The sequence below is a fragment of the Ruegeria sp. ABM4_193 genome, from assembly GCF_056158705.1.
This window is the reverse complement of record NZ_JBSWTT010000001.1, coordinates 2555876-2575411: the sequence shown is the minus strand read 5'-3', so window position 1 is coordinate 2575411 and position 19536 is coordinate 2555876. Positions and strand designations below refer to the sequence as shown.

At 53.8% G+C, this 19536-nt stretch carries 21 protein-coding genes; 5 read left to right on the top strand and 16 right to left on the bottom strand.

The genetic code is table 11. The features are described from left to right. Positions 1 to 17: 17 nt before the first annotated feature. The 7 genes from ACXADZ_RS12905 to ACXADZ_RS12875 all read right to left on the bottom strand — a co-directional run bounded on the left by ACXADZ_RS12905 (position 18) and on the right by ACXADZ_RS12875 (position 7183). A complete protein-coding gene (locus ACXADZ_RS12905; protein ID WP_475196893.1) occupies positions 18 to 686 on the bottom strand; it encodes a nitroreductase in 669 nt (222 codons plus the stop codon). A 76-nt stretch (positions 687 to 762) separates the two neighbouring features. Continuing rightward, the gene (locus ACXADZ_RS12900; RefSeq protein WP_475196891.1) at positions 763 to 1869 is read right to left on the bottom strand and encodes a TFIIB-type zinc finger domain-containing protein; all 1107 of its coding nucleotides are present in this window, start codon (positions 1867 to 1869) and stop codon (positions 763 to 765) included. 46 nt (positions 1870 to 1915) lie between these two features. Further along, positions 1916 to 3064: an SPFH domain-containing protein gene (locus ACXADZ_RS12895; protein WP_475196890.1), complete on the bottom strand. Its 1149-nt coding sequence runs from the start codon at positions 3062 to 3064 to the stop codon at positions 1916 to 1918. A gap of 22 nt (positions 3065 to 3086) precedes the next feature. After that, the gene (locus ACXADZ_RS12890) at positions 3087 to 4007 is read right to left on the bottom strand and encodes a DUF2927 domain-containing protein (protein WP_371732108.1); all 921 of its coding nucleotides are present in this window, start codon (positions 4005 to 4007) and stop codon (positions 3087 to 3089) included. Between the two features lie 49 nt (positions 4008 to 4056). Further along, the gene (locus ACXADZ_RS12885; protein WP_171092540.1) at positions 4057 to 5247 is read right to left on the bottom strand and encodes a toxic anion resistance protein; all 1191 of its coding nucleotides are present in this window, start codon (positions 5245 to 5247) and stop codon (positions 4057 to 4059) included. A 30-nt stretch (positions 5248 to 5277) separates the two neighbouring features. Next, the gene (locus tag ACXADZ_RS12880; protein ID WP_475196887.1) at positions 5278 to 6192 is read right to left on the bottom strand and encodes a 5-bromo-4-chloroindolyl phosphate hydrolysis family protein; all 915 of its coding nucleotides are present in this window, start codon (positions 6190 to 6192) and stop codon (positions 5278 to 5280) included. 175 nt (positions 6193 to 6367) lie between these two features. After that, a complete protein-coding gene (locus ACXADZ_RS12875) occupies positions 6368 to 7183 on the bottom strand; it encodes a pseudouridine synthase (RefSeq protein ID WP_475196886.1) in 816 nt (271 codons plus the stop codon). A gap of 61 nt (positions 7184 to 7244) precedes the next feature. Between ACXADZ_RS12875 and ACXADZ_RS12870 the strand changes: the two genes are divergently transcribed. Beyond that, positions 7245 to 7709, top strand: a complete 465-nt coding sequence (locus tag ACXADZ_RS12870; protein WP_171092535.1) for a nucleoside deaminase — start codon at positions 7245 to 7247, stop codon at positions 7707 to 7709. An 8-nt stretch (positions 7710 to 7717) separates the two neighbouring features. Here the strand turns inward: ACXADZ_RS12870 and ACXADZ_RS12865 are convergent, their stop codons facing one another. After that, positions 7718 to 8410, bottom strand: coding sequence for a metal-dependent hydrolase (locus ACXADZ_RS12865; protein WP_475196884.1), 693 nt, complete (start codon positions 8408 to 8410; stop codon positions 7718 to 7720). A 60-nt stretch (positions 8411 to 8470) separates the two neighbouring features. Between ACXADZ_RS12865 and ACXADZ_RS12860 the strand changes: the two genes are divergently transcribed. The 4 genes from ACXADZ_RS12860 (at position 8471) to ACXADZ_RS12845 (ending at position 11359) form a co-directional block, all read left to right on the top strand. Further along, entirely contained in the window at positions 8471 to 9130 is a 660-nt protein-coding gene (locus tag ACXADZ_RS12860) for a ceramidase domain-containing protein (RefSeq protein ID WP_475196883.1), read from the top strand. A gap of 203 nt (positions 9131 to 9333) precedes the next feature. Beyond that, on the top strand, positions 9334 to 10500 hold the full coding sequence (locus tag ACXADZ_RS12855) for a tyrosine-type recombinase/integrase (protein ID WP_475196881.1): 1167 nt from the start codon (positions 9334 to 9336) through the stop codon (positions 10498 to 10500). After that, positions 10491 to 10757 (top strand): hypothetical protein, encoded by a 267-nt coding sequence (locus ACXADZ_RS12850; RefSeq protein WP_475196879.1) that lies wholly within the window; start codon positions 10491 to 10493, stop codon positions 10755 to 10757. Before ACXADZ_RS12855 ends, ACXADZ_RS12850 begins: the two co-directional genes overlap by 10 nt. Positions 10758 to 11143: 386 nt before the next feature. Further along, a complete protein-coding gene (locus ACXADZ_RS12845) occupies positions 11144 to 11359 on the top strand; it encodes a hypothetical protein (RefSeq protein WP_475196877.1) in 216 nt (71 codons plus the stop codon). 573 nt (positions 11360 to 11932) lie between these two features. Here ACXADZ_RS12845 and ACXADZ_RS12840 read toward each other — a convergent pair. From ACXADZ_RS12840 to ACXADZ_RS12805, 8 genes are all read right to left on the bottom strand, one after another. Continuing rightward, positions 11933 to 12136 carry a hypothetical protein gene (locus ACXADZ_RS12840; RefSeq protein ID WP_475196876.1) on the bottom strand — a complete coding sequence of 68 codons (204 nt, stop codon included), beginning with the start codon at positions 12134 to 12136 and terminating at the stop codon, positions 11933 to 11935. 47 nt (positions 12137 to 12183) lie between these two features. Then, the gene (locus ACXADZ_RS12835) at positions 12184 to 13698 is read right to left on the bottom strand and encodes a hypothetical protein (protein WP_475196874.1); all 1515 of its coding nucleotides are present in this window, start codon (positions 13696 to 13698) and stop codon (positions 12184 to 12186) included. Positions 13699 to 14068: 370 nt separating this feature from the next. Then, positions 14069 to 15394: a trypsin-like peptidase domain-containing protein gene (locus tag ACXADZ_RS12830; protein ID WP_475196873.1), complete on the bottom strand. Its 1326-nt coding sequence runs from the start codon at positions 15392 to 15394 to the stop codon at positions 14069 to 14071. Then, positions 15324 to 15794: a hypothetical protein gene (locus ACXADZ_RS12825; protein WP_475196871.1), complete on the bottom strand. Its 471-nt coding sequence runs from the start codon at positions 15792 to 15794 to the stop codon at positions 15324 to 15326. Before ACXADZ_RS12825 ends, ACXADZ_RS12830 begins: the two co-directional genes overlap by 71 nt. A 1768-nt stretch (positions 15795 to 17562) precedes the next feature. Further along, positions 17563 to 17889 carry a hypothetical protein gene (locus tag ACXADZ_RS12820; protein ID WP_475196870.1) on the bottom strand — a complete coding sequence of 109 codons (327 nt, stop codon included), beginning with the start codon at positions 17887 to 17889 and terminating at the stop codon, positions 17563 to 17565. A 127-nt stretch (positions 17890 to 18016) separates the two neighbouring features. Next, positions 18017 to 18478, bottom strand: a complete 462-nt coding sequence (locus ACXADZ_RS12815; RefSeq protein WP_475196867.1) for a hypothetical protein — start codon at positions 18476 to 18478, stop codon at positions 18017 to 18019. Positions 18479 to 18574: 96 nt separating this feature from the next. Further along, positions 18575 to 18724, bottom strand: coding sequence for a hypothetical protein (locus ACXADZ_RS12810; protein WP_475196865.1), 150 nt, complete (start codon positions 18722 to 18724; stop codon positions 18575 to 18577). A 361-nt stretch (positions 18725 to 19085) separates the two neighbouring features. Beyond that, a complete protein-coding gene (locus ACXADZ_RS12805; protein ID WP_475196863.1) occupies positions 19086 to 19526 on the bottom strand; it encodes a hypothetical protein in 441 nt (146 codons plus the stop codon). Positions 19527 to 19536 lie beyond the last annotated feature (10 nt).

Sequence of the window (19536 nt, the reverse complement as noted above, 5' to 3'; positions counted from 1 at the left end):
CCAACCTCTGGGATTGTTTAATCCCGCCATTCCACAAAGTCACTTGGTGCGGCGCGTTCTGTGCGAAAGTTATTTGCGGGATGATCAGGGTCCGCATAGCCAAAAGAAATCGCGCACAGGATCAAGCGGTCTTCGGGGATCTGAAAATAGCGATGCAAGAATGGACCGTAAGTAGCCAATGCGGCTTGTGGTATGGTCGCGATCCCCAACGCTTGCGCGGCCAGCGTGAAGGCCGTAACAAAACCACCGCAATCCATGGCGCCATAGGGGCCAAGTTCTGCCGGGCTTGAAAGGATGGCACAATGCGGTGCGCCAAACAGGGCAAAGTTCTGCATCATTTGCTGCGCCGACCCGGCGCGGTCCCCGCGTTCCACGCCCACGGCTTCGTAAAGCGCCCAACCACAGGCGCGGCGGCGATCCTGGTACACGCCCGAGTAGGAGGTTGGAAACGGCAGATCCGGTGCTGGCGTTCCGCTGACAGCTTCAGCTAACATTGCTTTACGGAACGCATCTGTTTCATCTGCGCTGGTGATCACCAATTGCCAGGGTTGCGCATTGCACCAGCTAGGGACTTGGGATGCGCTGGTGACGATCTGTTCGATCTGCGCTCGCGGTACTGGTTCTGACAGAAACGCCCGACAGGAATAGCGGTCTTTCAGCAGAGTATTCAGTTCAGCTAACGACACGGCAGACCCATCCCTTTGTTTCCGCGCTGAACATGACCGGGCTTTGCCCGATGCACAAGCCTGTCCGCAGGTCCGACTATTGCCCGGTGGCGGCCAAATACCCGACACCCGCAGCCACCAACAAACCTAGTACAACAGCGATGGTGATTTTGATCGCTGACCAAGGACGTTCGCCTTGAACCCGTCCGGTCCGGCCATTGACCACAAATCGGTAGGTCTGGCCGCGGTATTTATAGGCGGCCATCCAAACCGGCAGAAGGATATGCTTGAACGTGACATCACGCACATCTGTATCGACCGCATGAATGCGCTGACGGTCCCCGCCGATGTCAAAACGAACGTCCCGTTCAATTACGCGCGCCATATGGGCGCGGGCTTCGGCGTATCCTTCCCGCAGTTCAACGCTGTAGGCTTCAGCACGGAAACCGGCCAGGTATTCGGGCTGATAAGGCTCCAGCGCGGGCAGATCCCAGGGCTCCAGCGCGTCGGTGTAGCGTTTTGGAAGCGACTTAGACGCCAGAACCAACACGTCGTCAAAAAACCGCGCGACGCGGCCGGACTTGGAGGTCCAGCGTACCTTTGGCACTTGTTGCTGAACCCGCTTGCCGTCTCGCATTACGGTGCGGGTTTCATAATAGACAGTGCCGCGTTCGCCGCGATACGAAGACTTGGTGTCGGCGTCGAAGGTCCAATAGGGCACGTAAATACCCTGCATCTTGCGCCCTTTGCGGGCATATTCCTTCAACCCGTTTGGTGCGAACCACAGTCGCCCCAACCAATCGCCCATCGCCTTGTGGGCTGATCGTTCGTCGAATGCAAAAGGCAATACGCCTTTTGGTTTGATATGCCGGTTGATCCCGGTATCTGTCACGACCGGCGTGGCGCAAAACGGGCATTCTGCTGCATGGGTGTTCGGGTCGAACTCCACCTGCGCGGCACAGTTTGGGCAGGACAGAACGCGGGTTTCCTCGATCTCGCTGTCCGGCAGGCGGTCAGCGATGGCGGCGTCAAAGTCCAGCTCTCGCAGACTTGCACCGCCCCACGGCCCGGCACTGATCGGCTCGGAATGCCCGCAATGATCACAGGTTAAGGTACCATCACCAGGGTTGAACCGGTAGTCAGCGCCACACTGGTCGCAGGGGAAACGGTGTTCGGTCGGGTCAGGGGCGGTGACGTGTGTCATGAATTACCCGGTGGTCATGATGAATAGGAAGGAAGACCGTGTTTGTTCACGTTCCAGGCGGAGGAGGCGGCAGGATTGTGAACAACTGCGCAAGTTCCTGCACGTCGCCTGCCTTTTTCCAACCGTCTTGTCCTGCGGTCCAGACATATGTGTCACGTGTCAGTTCGCCTTCGCTGGCCATGCGTCCCATCTTGGCTTTGGAAAACGGCCCACTTGTCTGACCATCCACAGCGATATGCCACACATGTTCGACAGGTGGCGGAGGAGGCGGTGCCGCATGTGCTACCGGTTGCGGGGCAGCGGGGGCGGGCGATCCCCACGGGCCGCTCGGCTGGCTCGCTGCCATGTTCGACATTTGCTGTGCCATCGCCATGCCCATACCCATGCCAAGACCAGCCCCCATGCCGCCGCCTTGACCCGGATTATTGGCCGCAGCCGTCATTGCCTCTGCAGCGGAATACTGTGTGAACTTACCCAGATCGCCCGCCAACCCCATCGAGGTCCGCTTATCCAGCGCTGCCTCAACCGCCGGGGGCAGCGAGATGTTTTCAATGTAAAACTCCGGCATTTCCAGCCCATAGCTGTCCAAGACCGGCGAAACTTCGGCAGCGATCAGCTTGCCCAGATCGGCGGTGTTTGCGGCCATGTCCAGCACTGGAATGCCTGAGCCCGAGATGACGCGGCTGAACTCCTGCACGATGATATTGCGCACCTGAAAGCTGATTTCATCCATTGTGAATTCGCCATCTGTCCCGACGATTTCGACAAGGAACTTGGCTGGGTCCTTTACACGCACCGTGTAGGTGCCATAGGCCCGAATACGGGTTGGCCCGAACTCGGGATCGCGCAGCATGATCGGGTTTTTGGTACCCCATTTCAGGTCGTTGAACCGAGTTGTGTTGACGAAATAGATCTCGGATTTGAACGGCGACTGAAAGCCGTGATCCCAATGCTGAAGTGTGGTCATGATCGGCATGTTGTTGGTCTCAAGCATATAGAGACCCGGCGTGAATACGTCGGCCAATTGCCCTTCATGCACAAATACTGCTGCTTGACCTTCGCGCACGGTCAGTTTGGCGCCGTACTTGATCTCGTGCCCCTCACGCTCAAACCGCCAGACCATCGTATCACGGGTGTCATCCACCCAATGAATAACGTCAATGAATTCTCCGGTCAGAAAATCGAAAATTCCCATTTGGGTTCTCCTGTCCTTGGGGTCAGAGCGGCTGACCCATTAACTCGCGGGCAATAATACGTACGACGGGGCGCGCATCATCCACGCCCACACCAGGTTGCAGGCGCTGATCATACAGCATCGTCAACAGTTTCTCGTCATGGCTGGTCAGCAGCGCAAACTCATCATCATCGTTGAAAATCGAAGGCCGTGCTGCGGGGCTGTCATTGGACAGACCAAGTCCCTGCGCAATCTCTTCGTGAATACAACTGCGACGCACCAGATCGGTCAGTTCGGCCCGGATCAACGCGACTGCACGCACATATTTGTAGGGCGACGCCCTGGTCGCGGAGGCAAAGACCAGACAGTCGAAATTGGCGCGTGGGTTGGCAACAAGATCCAGCGAAGCCTGGCTGATATTCGGGATCAATTGCTTCAGGCGCGACGCGACATAGGCGCTGTCGTCCTTGCCTGCGAAAAAGACATGGAAGTTGGCGTTGCGCGACACAACCGAAATCGGGTGCTGGGTCAAACCGGCCAGACGGCCTGCGAACACGCGAACCTGATCCGCGTCCTTAGTCCGCGTTTCGGGCAAAACCGAAGGGCCAAACTCGGTCTGGATGCGCACGGGGCCGGACCAACGGCTCAGCTGCCCATCTGTTTGGCGAGAACCGATCGAAACACTCTGCGTCGGATATTCGCTGTAAAACGCGATTGCTTCGAAGTTCCGGGCCAGATCGTCGGCATCATAGGGCGTATCCGGTCCGCCGCCATCTGTGCGCAACAGCCCTCGAACCAGAAGGTCGCGTTCAACCCGCTGGTAGAAACGCGCCAGATCCTGACTGGCGGCAGAGGGCGGTACATACGCATTCGCCGCTGTCGGTGCGGGTTCGGGCCGGGGTTGCGGCGCAACAGTGGATGTCAGGGTTTCATCGCAATTGGCCAAGGCCAATACCGAAGTCACCCCTAACGCAAGTTTCAGAGAGTTGAAGCGCCGCACGCGGATCCCGCCTTTAGCCAGGAACCGACGTACCGGAATTGTCACCAATCCCGTCCCGGCGCGCTTTGGCAGCGGCCAGCGTGTCACGCAATTCGGTCTCCATCTTTTGCAATTCAACCTCAGCCGCCGCGCGTTTCGCTTTTCCTTCGTCCGCAATCGCCAGGCTTTCGTTGATAGTTCCGATCAGGTCAGCATTGGCCTGCTTGACGGCCTCGATGTCGAACACACCGCGCTCCATCTCTTCGCGGATCATCTTGTTGGATTCGCGCAAGTTGGCCGCGTTCGAGGTCAGAAGTTCGTTTGTCAGATCGTTGGCGTCACGCACGGCAGCGGCAGCCTCGGCGCTGCGCTGGATGGTGACGGCCTGCGCCAGTTGGGTTTCCCACAGAGGCACGGTGTTCACCAGCGTCGAATTGATCTTGGTCACCAGCGACTTGTCGTTTTCCTGCACCAACCGGATTGAGGGCAGCGACTGCATCGTGACCTGGCGGGTCAGCTTCAGGTCATGAACCCGGCGTTCCAGATCGTCGCGCGCGGCGCGCATGTCGCGCAGTTCCTGCGCTTTCATAACCTGTTGATCTTCGGGCGCGGCTTCAACTTCAGCCTCTTTTTCCGGTATGTCGTGGCTGTCCAATTCGGTCAGCTTTTCTTCACCGGCCGCGATATAGAGTGCCAGTTCGTCATAAAAGCCCAACGTCTTTTCATACAGCAGATCAAGCGATTTGATGTCTTTCAGCAGGGTGTGCTCATGGCTCAGAAGGTCGTCGGTTATGCGGTCAATCTGGCCCTGAACTTCTTCGTATTGGGCGGTGAACTTGGCAAACGGCGCGGCCTTGCCCAGCAGTTTTTCCCACCAGCTGCGTTCGCGGCGCACGTCCAGTTCACTGACCGAGAACCCTCGTATCGTGGTCACGATGTTGCGCAGGCTGTCCCCGGCGGGGCCCACATCCTTGTTGCGCACATCGGCCAGCATCGCCTGGCTGATTTCCTGCAACTCTGCTTGTGCAGATGACCCAAAAGACACGATCGAGTTGGTATTGCCCATGTCGATCTCGTCCATCCGCTTGCGGATCTCGGCGCTGACGGGTTCGTCGGCGTCTTCCAGCGACACGACCTCGGCCTGAGGTTCAGGCAAAGCAACGGCTGTGACTTCCTGCACCAGAGTTTCGGCCTGAACTGCCTTGTTCTTGATCTCATCGGACATGGGGATGTTCCTCGCTCAAATAATGGCCGGTCAGTCCAACCGGACGCCTTCGCGCTGCAACCTTTCGCGCAGCACGTCAATTTCAACCGTCAGATCACTGCGGTCATCCAATAGCATTTTGCGCGTACGCGCAGCGAAATTCTGTTCCAGATCGTCAAGCAGCGCAGAATAGTCCGCAAGCGCTTGCGCATCGCGGGTTCGGGCGTAGACGTCAGCAAACTTGACGGTCGCGTCCCGTGCGCCCTGCAGATAGACAGTCAGGTACTTTCTGGCACCGGCCAGATCGCGGGGATCTTCTTCGACCGTGCGGAACAGATCCCGCGCGGTGTCCTGAAACCGTTCGACGCGGGCTTCGACCCTGCGGTCGCCTGCGCGTTTGATGGCGTCGGTCATCTCAGACAGATGTTTCTCGGCATCATCGACAACGCGGGCCACTCGGTCTTGTTGAAAGGTGTCGATCCCTTCCATGCCTTTGTCTTTCATCGGATCAATGCCGAATGAGACCGCGTGCAGAACGGTTGCCGCCACTCCGAATAGCACCGGGGCCAACAAGCTGGCTTGTGCGGCGGTTTCTGCATCCAGAAACTCGGTCCTGTACGTGGCTAGCCCTGCACCCAGACCAGTCAGAATGCTTGCAAATATCTTGCGCGGAAAAGCAGGCCGTCGGGCGGTCTTTCGGGCGTTATACGCAGCTTCGGCCCGCAGACCTTCGCGCAGCAGGAACGCGGCAGCTGTCAAGATACCAGCTGCGATCAGCCCGATGGTCATGCCGATCGCACCATCGTTCAGCGATAAAAACACCAAAGGAATGGCCGGAAGAAACAGAAGGTTCGCCCGCGCACCAGCAGGTTCAACCCGTGCGCCGTCAAATTGCCCCCTTGGCAGAGGTGAATCGCCCGAGGTATCGCCCTGCGGGCTGTACTTGCCGCCAAACCGCTTTGCCATGGCCTACAGCCCCCCAAGCAGGCCGGTGCAGACACCAAGCAACAGCAGCAACAAGACAGCGTAGGCGAGTTTTTGCACTCCGCTTCCGGACATCACGCCCCCCAAACAGCAGCATTCACTGAAAATTTAGGGGATGCGAGGGCTTAGCGCTAGGGGGAAGGTTGTCGAACCAGCATCACTTGCGAGGTTTCTTGCCGATTGGTGCCCGTTTTCTTTGCGGTCGGGCAGTGCGTTTTGGTGCGGCATCGGGTTTGACGTCTCCGTCCAGCCCAAGTTGATCGCGCATCACACGGCGGCGGATCTCTTCAACCTCGCCCTGCTTCAGGCTGCCCAATTGGAACGGGCCGTAAGACACGCGCAACAGGCGGTTCACTGTGAAGCCGATATCTTCCATCGCGCGGCGGATTTCGCGGTTCTTGCCTTCCCGCAGACCAATGGTCAGCCATGCATTGGCCCCTTGCTGACGATCCAGCGACACGGTCATAGGCTGAAACCGTTCGCCTTCGATGACCAGACCTTTGCGCAGCGGTTCGAAATCTTCGTCTTTCGGGCGACCATTCACCCGTACGCGGTACTTGCGCAGCCAACCGGTTGAGGGCAGTTCAAGCTTGCGCTTGATCCCGCCATCATTGGTCAGCAGCAGCAATCCTTCGGAGTTCAGGTCAAGCCGTCCGACGCTCATAACCCGCGGCATATCTTCGGGCAGCTTGTCGAAAATCGTTTCGCGGCCTTTTTCGTCGCGCGTGGTTGTCACCAATCCCGTAGGCTTGTGGTACAACCACAGGCGCGAGGGCTCGGGTTCCGAGACGGGCTTGCCATCGACAACGATCTTGTCTTTTGCCGTGACGTTCAGGGCAGGGCTATCGATGATCTTGCCATTCACGGCCACACGGCCTGCTTCGATCATGCGCTCAGCCTCACGCCGCGATGCGATGCCAGCACGGGCCAGAACTTTGGCGATCCGGTCGCCAGGAGGAGGGGTCTTGTTCATGTCAGGCCCATACCGCATCCCGCGCGCTTGCGAAAGGCAGGTTTCTGATGCAGTCAGGGGCATGATGTTCAAATCGCATATGGATCAGGCTCTGGCCGAGGCACGCGCGGCAGCGGATCGCGGCGAGGTGCCAGTAGGGGCCGTTATCGTCGGACCGGACGGTTCCGTTGTTGCAGCGGCAGGAAACCGGACGCGCGAATTGAACGACCCAACCGCGCATGCCGAAATTCTTGCCCTACGGGAGGCATGCGCGCGTGCAGGGTCCGAGCGGTTGCCGGACCATGATCTCTACGTCACGCTGGAACCCTGTGCGATGTGTGCAGCGGCCATGGCAGCCGCGCGCATAAGGCGGATTTACTACGGCGCGGCCGATCCCAAGTCAGGGGGTGTGGCACACGGCGCGCGCGTGTTCTCACACCCGCAGGCGCATCACGTACCCGAGATTTACGATGGGATCGCCGGTGACGAAGCAGCAGAGCTTTTGAAAGACTTCTTTGCTTCGCGCCGCAAAGACGTGCCGGGCTGAAGCCCCGCCTACAGTTTGATTGGCTGCATCACTACGGGCTCAATCACGTTGACCTCCGGCAGCCCGTCAATCAGCGACTGTGCTGATTGTTCGAGGATCGGGAAGGTCTTGTAATGGCACGGAATAACCGTTTTGAAGTTGAAGTAGCGCTTGGCCGCGTAGGCTGTGGCTTTCATTTCCATCGTGAAATGCCCGCCAGCTGACAATATGCCGATGTCAGGTTTGTAATAATCTCCCATCCAATCCATATCGGCCATGATGTCCGTGTCGCCCGAGACATAAAGCATGTGCCCCTCAGCTGCGATCATGAAACCAACCTCACTGCCGCCGGTACGCAGCCCGTCTGGAGTTGAAAAAGTCGAGCTGTGAGACGCCGGAACCATCGTGACCTTGACCCCGTTCAGATCGACGGTGCCGCCTTTGTTGAAGCCGATGGTCTCGATGCTTTCGGCTTCGTTCCAGTATCCCATCAGATCGTACTGACCGACGACGGGGATTTTCAGGTGTTTGGCCAGAGGCAGTACATCAGCCACATGGTCAAAATGGGTATGCGTCAAAAGGATATGGGTGGCCCCATCCAACGCCGCGTCGTGCTGATCTTCCGCTAGAACGGGATTGCCGGTTAGCCAGGGGTCAATCAATAGAACCTGTCCCTGGGTTTCGATGCGGAAACTACCATGCCCCAGCCAAATAATGTTCATTCCAAATTTCCTCCAAAATGGTGTCTTGGCAGCAGCCTAGCATCGGCTATGTAAATTTCCATGGATTGGATTCGAGAAATTGATGGCTATTGTGAACGGCTGTCTCCGGACTATTGGGCAGAGCCAATAAACGCGATTACAAACGCAGCTTTTCTGATTTCTGCTTGGATCATGTGGAGGCGGGTTCGCAATCAGGACATGCCACTGGCCATGATCCTTGTTGCGCTTCTGGCGATGATCGGAATCGGCAGCTATCTGTTTCACACGCATGCTCAGGTCTGGGCGGCCCTGGCAGATGTGGCTCCGATCCTTCTGTTCATCCTGGTTTACATTTTTGCCGTGAACAAAAACATCTGGCGGATGTCGTCGGGGTTGGCGTTCGGAGGGACGTTGCTTTTCTTTCCCTACGCGGCAGCAACCGTTCCGCTGTTTCAGCTTATTCCCGGGTTGGGGGGATCGGCAGGCTATGCGCCGATTCCTCTGCTCATCCTGATCTATGCGACCCTGCTGCGGGGCCGAGACCCGGTCCTTGCCAAAGGAATGTCTGTTGGAGCGTTGATACTGATCCTTTCAATCACCTTCCGTGCGCTGGACTTGCCGGTTTGCGGGCAATGGCCATTGGGCACGCATTTCATGTGGCACATCCTGAATGCCATCATGCTGGGTTGGATGATCGAAGTTTATGCTGCTAGTATTAGGCGTAATCGGTCTAGGGGTTAACTTTCGGTAACTTCGGGCCTTTTGTAAATCCGTAACCGACTGGTAAGTTTCTGAAAAATGAACAAAAATCAACAAGTGCAGCACCCCGTTTCTGATCGACGTTTGTTTTCAAGACCTTCTACCCCACCAGCCCTGACTGGTTGTCAAGGCTGGCAGTTGGACGTTAAATGGACACTAACAGTCAAAAAGGGCAGAATATGAAAATGGCAGCGACGACCCCGGTCAAACTCAAACCACCACCGGGCAAGTCTCAATTGGTGGTGTCCGACGACGCGACGCGCAATCTCGTCCTGATCGTGGGCAAGACGACCAAGACATGGCAAATCCGTTACCGGATGCACGGACGGCGGTTGTCCCTCAATCTGGGAAAATACCCATCCATGTCGTTGGGTGAAGCACGCAAGGCGGCAAATGCGGCTATGGCCCAAGTTGACGCGGGGATCGACCCGCGCGGCGTGACCGACACATTCGACGCGGCATGGCAGGACTACTGGAAAACCCGCAAAACCCAATTGAAGCACCCGGACCACGATCTCAGCGCCTATCGCCGTCATATCCAGCCCATTCTGGGTGGCGTGAAGCTTGGCGACCTGAATAAGTCCCTGTGGCCGCAATTGCAGGCCCACTGGGTCAAGAATGGCCTCGAGTCGGGGCAGGAGACGCCTTTGCGCATCGCGCGGCACTTCGAGGCGCATCTGCTGGACACGGATTTGATTGACCGTCCGTTCCTGCCGCGTCGCGTGGTGATCCCAAAGGGGCAAGGCCACGCCATTCCACCGCTGGACGAAATTCGCGGCCTTCTGACGTGGTGTGACCGTCACTGGCGGGACGCGGACGCGAGTGTGCGTGAAGCGTACCGGGGCGGCTCACCTGTCGCGGCGAAACAGCGGGCGGCGGCTCTGGCGCTGCTGGCCTTAACCGGCTGCCGTCGGGCCATGATCACCGAGTTGGAGTGGTCGGAAATTCAGGGCGACGCGCTGGTCTGGCCTGCCCATCGGATGAAAACCAGCCAGCCGTTTGCCCAGCCGTTATCGGACGCCGCGCAAGTGTGGATCGGTCGGTTGCCCGCCAATAACTACAAATGGGTTTTTCCTAACAAGCACGGGACGGGCCCATTCCGCGCGGACCTCGACCGTTGGCTCAAGAAGGCGGGCGCAAAAGGCTGGGTACCGCATAGCTTGCGCAAAGGGCTTGTTGTGCATGGCGCGCGGGCGTTTGGCTGGCCACCGTATCTGCAACAGACGTTGTTGGCCCATTCGGCCTCGACCGTTCTGGGTGAAACCACCGCGATCTATGGCGCGAACGACCGTCTGTTCTTTGACGAACGGCGGGACGCGCTCAACCAATGGGCGAACCTCCTATGCACCTGACCGTAATCGAAACGCCCGACGACGCGCCTCTCGATGGCTGCCAGCGCGTTCCAGTGTGGTGGGTGCCCGATGGGGGTATTCAGCACAACGGGACCACTGTGGGCGTCAAATGGCGCTGTGATCGTTGCGGAATTGAGGGTCAGGGCGCGTTTGGACCGGCCCGGTCGCTGTCGGAGACCACCGCCCGCGCCGAACACTGGTTCATGAACGGCGACGCCGCCAAAGTGGCTTGTTTGTATCGCGTGACGCCTGTGTGAATGGGAACCCGGTCGAATGCGAGGCAACCCGCGCTTGCTTTTTTATCTCGGCAGCGCGGGTTTTTTCTTTCCTGCGTCGCCGCGACACAGGGCCGGATCAGGTCAGCGAGCTACCTATTTGGGACTACCACCCCTTCGGGGGGCCCGCGCTGCTTTTCCCGTCCCCTATATCCAGCGGCAGCGCGGGCACTTTCTTGATATCGCCAAATAATCGCACTATTGAAATTTTTTGTCCGGTTTTCGCAAGGAGTTTGAAGAGCTTGCTCTTATGTCACCGTCGAGTGAAGCGTGTGACATGAAGAGATGCAGTCAGGTGCTGAAATCAGCATTGAAAGCTCTGATCAGCAAGTAAGCGACAAAGAAACCTAAACGAAAAGGCGACGAAAATGATTGGCAATATCAGCGGCCCAGCGATCATCCTTGTGATCCTTTATGTTGCGTGGCCTCTTTTCATCATTTGGGCTTCCATTGCGGCGGTGGGTGCTTTGAAGAGAATTGCCAATGCTGCAGAAAGTTTAGCTAGCGACGCTTTGCCTGAAAACTCGAGTGCGCGCAGTCTCGTTCGCGAGACCGATCCTGCGTATAAGTATATCCCCAAGTAACTATCGCAGTTCCACAGCGTTATGCACTCCGCCAGTTTTTGGCGGTCAATGGCAATACATGCCTCGGTGTGCAAAGCACTTAGTACATTAAACGGTTTTGAAGGAGTTCCTCGTGTTTGTAATGCATGTGATCAACCGCAAAAGCCCAAGTGGATTTGGAAGGCAAAACGTTAGCCCTGTCTCAGGCAAGCCCGGGTACTTCGAGTGTGGGTACTGGGATGTATCCTTGGAGGATGCTGAGAAACTGGTAAATGGCCTGCTTTTTATGCATGATACAAAGTCCGAAAGCTGCGTGTTTGGTGGCCAAGTGTTGGGGTTTCGGCAGGAAAAACGCGAAGAATTCTCCCGAGAGGATCGTGTCGTTTTTGAATTGAGGGCCGACTCGAGTTGCCGAGGCCAGAAGTGGCGTGGTGCCACTCATGCAATGGCCTACACTAGCGGTGTGATTGAAGTGTGAGGTTTTGTTCCTGCGTCGATTATTCGTGCAGTGCTTCCAGCTTTTTCTTGAGATCAAACGGGATGGTCCGGGGCCACTTTTTCATACCCGATGTTCTACCCCTGTTCTCACACCGGTTAAAGCTGGTTTTGTGCGCCTTCCTCTCGAAAGCGCTGTTCAACTTCTTTGGCGCGTTCTTCGTCTTTTTCGATCTCCGACATCTCTTTGGCAACAAGGCTCAGGATATGGTCCAGTTCCGAACGCGCCTGCCGCACGACAGTCAAAATTTTCTCTAGTTCTTCGGGTTTTTTTCCAGAAAAGTCTGCACCAATTTGATACATTCAAGGAGTTCTAGAAACAGCTAATCGCATTCGGCAGCAAAGGAAGCTCATATCAAGTAGTCGGGCATTGGTAAATCGGCCAACGCCCCCATTCGTTTGGCAATTACGCGGCGAGCAGATTTCTCCTCATCATCGAAATCACCAAAGACTTCCTTCGAACAAACCATGCCGACAGAGCCACCTGTTACGAGGCCAGCCAAGCCAATCCCAAATTTCAAAACTTGCCGCCTAGACAGTTCAGTCCCGGTTTCAAGGTTTCCCATAACAAGATGGTTAAGAGCCAGACTTCTGCCCATTTCGCCGCCACCAGCAATTAGTACTAGGTCAGCAAAGCTATCGTTTTTGGAGGTTTCTCGGTAGACTTCTTGTACTAATTTAAGGTAGGTACGCCAGTCGGAAAAGTCGTAGGACCCATCGCTTGAAACGCGTAGATTTTTACTTTTCCAGATCAACTGGTCCATTTTTGAGAGAACCGGCTTTCTCTCCTTTATGAAGCTAATGAAATTCTCAAATTTGTCTGGTTGTTTCCAAAGTCGGATGGGCTCATCCGCGATGTTAGTATGCTTGCTAATCCGGATTTCAGAAGCAACTGCTTGAAACTCAGCCAATGCATAAAGCTCGTTAGAGATTCGTCGTCTATCGCTAGCGTGTTCTTTTTCACCGAGGGGGCTGCGGTATCTCTCACGCAGAAGAAATTCTGTCTCTGTAGTGTTGTAAGTTCCTCCGTAGGCCGCTGTCACCGGGGACGCCAGATGCGTCTTTCTACCTCGTGACCATTTGGCCAGTTCCAAGAATGGCCATTCATGCCGGACTTCAGAGTAGTCTTTCGCCTTCTCAAGCCGATACAGCTTCTGCTTGTCCGCATTGGTCCCGAAGAAGCCTATGTAAACAAGGTTGTTTGCAAGACGAATTGCAGCTCCGTTTTTGGACGTCGACATAGAACCGGCTAGAACTTGATTCAACTCATCTAGCGGATGGTTTTGGACCTCGGGCAGCAAAAGGCGCGTGAAGTGTTCAACGTATGCTTCTTGGTTTGTGTCGCTTAGACCAAATTCCTTCAAAAGTTTCTTGCGTCTTGTCCCTAGCACGCGCGTCCCAAATTCATCTTGGTCAAAGAAAGGTTCAAGTTCTGGAAACTGCAGATAGCGTGTATTCTTGATTTCTAAGTCATCGTGAAGGTCTTTAGAGATCCCACCATCTTCAAAGACGTTTAAGATAACCAGCCTCTCTTGGCACAGTCGTTTCAACTGTTCAATTGTTACGCCGTAAACCGAGGGAAAGTCCTCCGCGGGTATCGAAAAAAGATCTACGATCACCTGTCCTTGAATAGCGAGTATCTGTGGAATCGGCATTTGCCCCCAATGACCCCAGTTATTAAACTCGGAATCATTTTCGCCAGCTTTATTCAATTTTAACATTAGACGCGCATCTTCGAGCATTTCTTCGTAGCTGAGCTGTCCGTTGCCTACACTATTTTTACGAGCCGACGAAAAGGTTGAGGCAGTGTCGTGCTCTTTTATGAATAGGTCTTTGATCTTTGCTCGAATGGAAGCTTCAGACAATAATTCCTCCTCCCTGTTGCTTAACCTTAAAATGGTCATTTGAGCTACTGTTTGCAAACAAGAAACATCTAATCGTCTGAAAAGAATAGGTTAAATACTTTTCTTCTGAGTGGACTCAGCTAAATCCTTGGGCAGCTCGCAATTGTAAGCTGCCCAAGTTCGATTAACTGCCTCTAGTGGTGGTCACGTTCGTGAAATAGGTGAAGCCCCTTAAAGTGCTGTATTTGATGAGTTTCAAACCACGAAAAGCAAACACACAATGTAGAGAAGTTCGTTTAGCACTGCCTAATTATTAACAGCATTGACTTCGATTTAAGTGCGCTTGATGTTTTTGCGATTTTAAATTCTCAAAATCGTAATAAAGCTAAGTCTACTGGCGCTTAAAGAGATCACTGCCTTCCTTCAAAATCTTTTCAGATATAATCTCAAAAACTCCGATTTCTTCTTCTCCGTACCAACCACCTGAACAGTTTGGCTCGCAAACATCGATGAAAGATTTGATTTCGATTTTGTTTGGATTGCGCCGGTAAGGAACTATCGTGGCGGTGCCGGTTTGAACGATCGTGTCTGCCCTAGCAGCCTTAGAAGCCTCAGCATAAGCCTTGCAACTCTTTCTTTCATTACCGGTTTCCCAGTCCCAAATTTCATTCAGAATCTTGAACTCATAATGTCTTGTTTTCGTGGTTATCTTGATACTGCCGATAATTGATGCGCTCTGTCGGTCTATTCCTTGAATTCTGAGACTAAAGTGTTCTTCAGACTTACTTCCACAGTAGTACCAATTCTTGTTAACAGCGAGGTTCAAACTGGAACTGTCTTCCATTGTCCATGAACCGACAATGCTTGGTGCAATCAGCTCCAACACTTCCAATTTCTGGATGTGTTTCGCAGTAAAAGTTTCTTCGTAACTGCGTTTAAGACTTCTCCAAGAACCGCTCATTAAGTCAAACTCAGGCCAAATTATGGAACCGTCTATCGGCACAGCGTCTTCTTTGCTCATCTCCTCAAGATAGTGAATGGGAATTGCCCAAGCGAGCCCTCGACCCTCATCAAAGCTACCGGAAAGGACTCCCACAACGGCGTTGGATGAATTGAGTACCGGCGCACCACTGAGACCATTGTAAACTGTTAAATCAAGAGGAGTTACATCAATCTTCCGTCTAAATATCGCCTGTCCAGACGAGGAGCTAAGGCCCAGTGAAGATATAGGTGAAGAAGCTGTTGGGTAACCCTGCAAAAACTGGTTTGGGAGGCCCCTAGGGCTACCGACGACTGTTACTTTATCGGACGTTTTTGGTGGTTGGCTGGATGTCGAAAAGTAACGGATTTTCCCTAGCCCCTCTGCGCGTATGATGGCGAGATCATATTGCGGTAAGACCGACACTAGACTGACCGCCTTACTTTCCTTTTTTTCATTCGTATAGACAGTTACTTCTGTTGCTCCTGAGATCACATGGTATGCAGTTAGTATATCGCCGTTTTTTGAGATAAAGAAGCCAGTCCCCTGTCCAGAACCAGACGCCCCAATTGCACCACCGGTCGTAGTATAAATTGTTACTACTGCCGTTTCTGCCTCTGCGAGAGTTTTGTTAGCACACGAAAACCACAACAAAATCGCGATAAAGCTAGTTTTCGGGAGTACCCGCAAAAATTTGTTTGAGCTCAGAATAAGCCTGAGCAGCATCAATTTGCTCATTTCTAAACCTCTGGTCAACTGAGTTTGCCAGCTTTAACTGTTCCGATCTTAGGTATTTCATTGCCTCTACACTGTTGTCCCTTGCCACACGTTCGGCGGCAACTGATGCAGGTGTCATAAGCTGACGCTCAGAGATGAGAACAGACGCGTAGACACCAACCAAACAGGATAGAGACAATGCGCCAATTGCCAACGATGCATCGATCCGATCGGCACTTGGAACCTTAGTAATAAAGATGATGATCGATCCGCCCACAAAGGAAAACAAAAGCGGCAAGAAAGCCGAAACGACACTTTCCGCCGTTAGGCCGATCAGGTTGCCGATCAAAAAACCTAGGCTCAAAAAAGCGAAGATGATGTAGTTTCTTGGTCGATTAGAAGGTGTTTCGGTTTCTGTCATGAATCAAATCTAAGGCAAAATCTACACGTCAATTTATACTACAGCGACTGGCGCAGAGCAACGTTAGTAGCTGTTCTTGAAAAACCAGATTTTCCGTTGATTGATGTTGAGGGAATTTCAAACTTTCACAAATTCTTTGGTTTAAGTCGAATGCAGAGTGTTGCTACCCCAAGTAAATCTTCTTTAGCACATTTCGATAAGCACCTCTTTCGCTTGATCTATTTAAAGTGATAGTGCGATGCTGGTACCCACTTAACGCCCTTGGTTGGATGGCAGTTATGACGACAAGATTTGCATTGGCTGTTGTCAGCGCGGTTTCCTTGATAGCTTGCAACGAAATCGCAACGGGTTCGGGCGCAAACCTCCAGCAAGCGGGCTGGACGTTGGTTGCCAGAAGTGATGATGGTCGAGACGAGTTTTATTTGCGCAAGTCTAATGAGCCGGGAACCGTCTACTGGGAAGTTGTGCGAACAGGGAACAGAGAGTTCGTCTATCAACGTGAATACGACTGTCGCGTCGGGCGCTTTCGTGATGTAACTGCCCCAGTGGAGCGAACTAAGGGGTTACAATTATCTCATCGAAACAAAGATTGGGCTCCGATTTCGACCCTAATTCCAGACAGCGCGCCAGCCTATATCGCAGAAATGGTTTGTAGCGGTAGGATAGTACCTTACGCATAGCCGCTTTATCCGACTAGTGATTTGGTCTTCGCAAAGCGAGATAGACTTCTGCTCGTTGCTCCCCAGCTCCTATTCATAGGTAGTTTCTTATTCGGATCATACGGGCCGTTTAAGATCGGGTAATCTCGCTGTTTTCTTTGCCGCAGGTGGTCGATGCAAAGAACGGACTTTAATGTGCTTCTGCTGGCTCGGCATCTTCGTCCTCTGTGCTGTGAAAGCGATCAACCAGAACCGCTTTGATGGTGTTGGGATGATAAAGCTTCGTGCATTGCGCACAGGCCACGCACCCACGCTTGTCGTCGGCGTAGGTTGCCCGCGCATCGACAGCAGAAAGGCCAGTACACCCCTCAGCATCAAAGCAACAACAATGGATGAGACGAAATCAGTGGCCAGCAGATAAGCATCATCAAGCAAAACACTACCGACCAAAACAGAAACCAGAACAACGGAAACGGTTTGTCCTGCTGCTTTTCGCCACCGGTCAGACCCAAACGTTGACGGTTCAGGTGTCTGGTGCGCTCGGTCCCTTTCTGATGGAGATTCTTCCACGTCATTCGTTCGGACCCCTTCGATTGTCCATTCTGAACACAAACCGCACCAAAGCGGCGACAATGAGCGCTACGACAGCGGCAATGATGGTCAGGGTTGCTGCCTTCAAAATCATGCGTTCGGTACCTTTCGGTTGGGTTGGTTTAGATGATGAGTAGCATCAGCAGGGCAAAGCCCCCGAGCCCCCACCAAAGACGGTCAATCTTTCCTTCATCATCCAGAAGGATGCGCTTCCAAAGCGGGCCATTGTTCTGGGTCATTGGTTGGTTCCTTTCGGTTCAGAAAATCAAAGCACCAACCACAAATCCGATGCCGAACCACAGCAATCGGCTGGGTGGCTTCGGGGCGGGCTCGGGTTTGTCCCATGGGCCGCGTTTCTGTGGTGGATGTGTCATTGGTTCGGTTCCTCATCAGTTCGGGAGTTGCCAAAGAGCCGCAATAGCAGTGCCGCCAGAACGGGTGTGAAGAACTGCTTAACCAAACCCCAGCAGGCAACGCAGCCGTTCCCGTTTTTGGTCGTCCATGGTCGGTTCCTCTCGCTATTCGCAGGCGGTGTATGGCGACGAAGAAGGCTTCAATCCCAACCTCGCGCACCGTTCGATCCTGTCGCCCCTGCTCGGCCCATCGTTGCCGCACATGCTCAGCAGGAAGGCGAAGGCGAGTATGTAGAAAATCCACTTCATGACGGTTCCTTTCGGTTCAAAGAACCTCAGCACCGACCGCAAACCCGATGCAGAACCATAGAATGCGAACCACATCAGCACCGAAATCAGGCCTGCAATCAAACCATGAAGGCCCGCACTCCCGTAAAGGTAGACGCTGAAAAAAAGGATTATCAAAGCCCATATCACGCGGGTTGCGGTCATTGGTTCCTCGTCTGACTGGATTGCTCAGCACATTGTTGCGATTGTTCAGATGAGCTTTCGACTTTTCGCCAAACCAATGCGAGAAACCGCCCTGCGGCTCATTGCTTGCGTTGGTAGACTCGGGCGCTTAGGCCCCCAAATTGCGCTTGTAGACTTCACTGCAAAGGGTCATGTCATCGCCCAGAACACCGTCCAATCGGCTGCCAGTGTTTGCTTGAGATGTGCTCGCGTCTTGAAGATACGCGTTAAATGCGTTCATGCTTTTGCGCGATACGAGATCAAAAACCTGATCTTGGCTGTACTTCGGGCTGTGAGTTTCGTGAACGTCTAGCGCAGCTATCATCCAATACTCAAACTGGTTGAGGAAATGCGTCGCCATCTGCAGGTCTTGCGAGTTCCCTGTGGCGGCATAACTGTCCTGCAACATGTTGAGGCCATAGCTTGACGCGGCCGAACAACGAATGGTCAAAAGTTCTGCCGCGTCTCGTTCTGTCATGTTTTTGATTACTGAACTGAGAGGCGGCATTTCATTTGCAGCGGCAGCGGTTGCGGTGATACTCAGCAGGGCGGCGGCTAATACTGATTTCATGTAACTGTTTCCTTCTACTATTACTGAACAGGTGGAGACAGCCGTTTGAGTTTGCTTGCGATTTTTTGCCAAACCGTTTGGAGATTTCGCCAAAAGTCAGCGATGCTCTGCAGGGTTTTCCAACACCCGCCGCACCAGCTGAACCGGGTCATGTATCCCCAGTTCAAATGCCTCGGCCAGCGCATCCTGCACGGTTTGCACAGCAGCAACCGGGCTGGCCTCGGGCAATATGCAAAGCTGGGTCATGAAGCGTTACGCTTGGTTGAGCAACTTGAAACAAGATTTCACATCACTACGACACACAAAGCGGAGCTTGGTGACGAATGGGACCCCAAGACGTTTTTCGCTAAAAAGATTTCACATTTTGAAGGTCATAGAGCTAAGTCGAAATAGCGCTTCAAATAGCAAGGTGAAGTTCCGTTTCAGGCTATGACCGGAACGTTCCTTTTTCCACCAACAGCCAGCGCTGCGTCGCCAGAATGTGCAGATCGTATTCTGTCGCGTGTACAAGTGATCTTGCGGCCGGTTGAAGAACTAACGAACCCGCGCGCCCGTAAACAAACTAAACTTATACGTTTTTCGCCACTTTCCGGAAGCGCTTACTTCGCTAAGGAAAGTCTTTTGGTGCATCAGGATTGATGAAGTCTTCGTAACCATCCGGCAGACCGAGACTGTATAAACAGTCAAGGTTTCCAGCGCATGCTTTTTCAGCAAAGTCCAAAAACGCTCGCGTTTCTAAGCGGCTCCTGCCCGGCAGAGGCTGTTGCCTCAAGGTATCCAAAGCTTCCTTGGACATTGGAGGTGGTGATTGTGGTGAGCTCAGCACACTGATGGCCCATTCACGAATTGGTTCGATATCATCAACCGAGGGTTTGCTGGTTAGAATACCAATTGCGAGAGCTGTAAGCTCGCTGGCTCGCTCTCGCTGACTGACTCTATCATCTAGATAAACAGCGGCAAGCCCTAGCACTACTGGGATTGCCACAGCGCCGACCACCTTGCCAACGATCTCGAATTTGTCCCACCAGTCTTTAGGCTCAATGGTCAAAGGCAGCTTT

Coding starts and splice junctions, on each gene's coding strand:
- ACXADZ_RS12900 (WP_475196891.1), bottom strand. CDS start 1,869: ATGACACACGTCACCGCCCCTGACCCGACCGAACACCGTTTCCCCTGC.
- ACXADZ_RS12895 (WP_475196890.1), bottom strand. CDS start 3,064: ATGGGAATTTTCGATTTTCTGACCGGAGAATTCATTGACGTTATTCAT.
- ACXADZ_RS12885 (WP_171092540.1), bottom strand. CDS start 5,247: ATGTCCGATGAGATCAAGAACAAGGCAGTTCAGGCCGAAACTCTGGTG.
- ACXADZ_RS12880 (WP_475196887.1), bottom strand. CDS start 6,192: ATGGCAAAGCGGTTTGGCGGCAAGTACAGCCCGCAGGGCGATACCTCG.
- ACXADZ_RS12875 (WP_475196886.1), bottom strand. CDS start 7,183: ATGAACAAGACCCCTCCTCCTGGCGACCGGATCGCCAAAGTTCTGGCC.
- ACXADZ_RS12870 (WP_171092535.1), top strand. CDS start 7,245: ATGATGTTCAAATCGCATATGGATCAGGCTCTGGCCGAGGCACGCGCG.
- ACXADZ_RS12865 (WP_475196884.1), bottom strand. CDS start 8,410: ATGAACATTATTTGGCTGGGGCATGGTAGTTTCCGCATCGAAACCCAG.
- ACXADZ_RS12860 (WP_475196883.1), top strand. CDS start 8,471: ATGGATTGGATTCGAGAAATTGATGGCTATTGTGAACGGCTGTCTCCG.
- ACXADZ_RS12855 (WP_475196881.1), top strand. CDS start 9,334: ATGGCAGCGACGACCCCGGTCAAACTCAAACCACCACCGGGCAAGTCT.
- ACXADZ_RS12850 (WP_475196879.1), top strand. CDS start 10,491: ATGCACCTGACCGTAATCGAAACGCCCGACGACGCGCCTCTCGATGGC.
- ACXADZ_RS12845 (WP_475196877.1), top strand. CDS start 11,144: ATGATTGGCAATATCAGCGGCCCAGCGATCATCCTTGTGATCCTTTAT.
- ACXADZ_RS12840 (WP_475196876.1), bottom strand. CDS start 12,136: ATGTATCAAATTGGTGCAGACTTTTCTGGAAAAAAACCCGAAGAACTA.
- ACXADZ_RS12830 (WP_475196873.1), bottom strand. CDS start 15,394: ATGAGCAAATTGATGCTGCTCAGGCTTATTCTGAGCTCAAACAAATTT.
- ACXADZ_RS12825 (WP_475196871.1), bottom strand. CDS start 15,794: ATGACAGAAACCGAAACACCTTCTAATCGACCAAGAAACTACATCATC.
- ACXADZ_RS12820 (WP_475196870.1), bottom strand. CDS start 17,889: ATGACCGCAACCCGCGTGATATGGGCTTTGATAATCCTTTTTTTCAGC.
- ACXADZ_RS12815 (WP_475196867.1), bottom strand. CDS start 18,478: ATGAAATCAGTATTAGCCGCCGCCCTGCTGAGTATCACCGCAACCGCT.
- ACXADZ_RS12810 (WP_475196865.1), bottom strand. CDS start 18,724: ATGACCCAGCTTTGCATATTGCCCGAGGCCAGCCCGGTTGCTGCTGTG.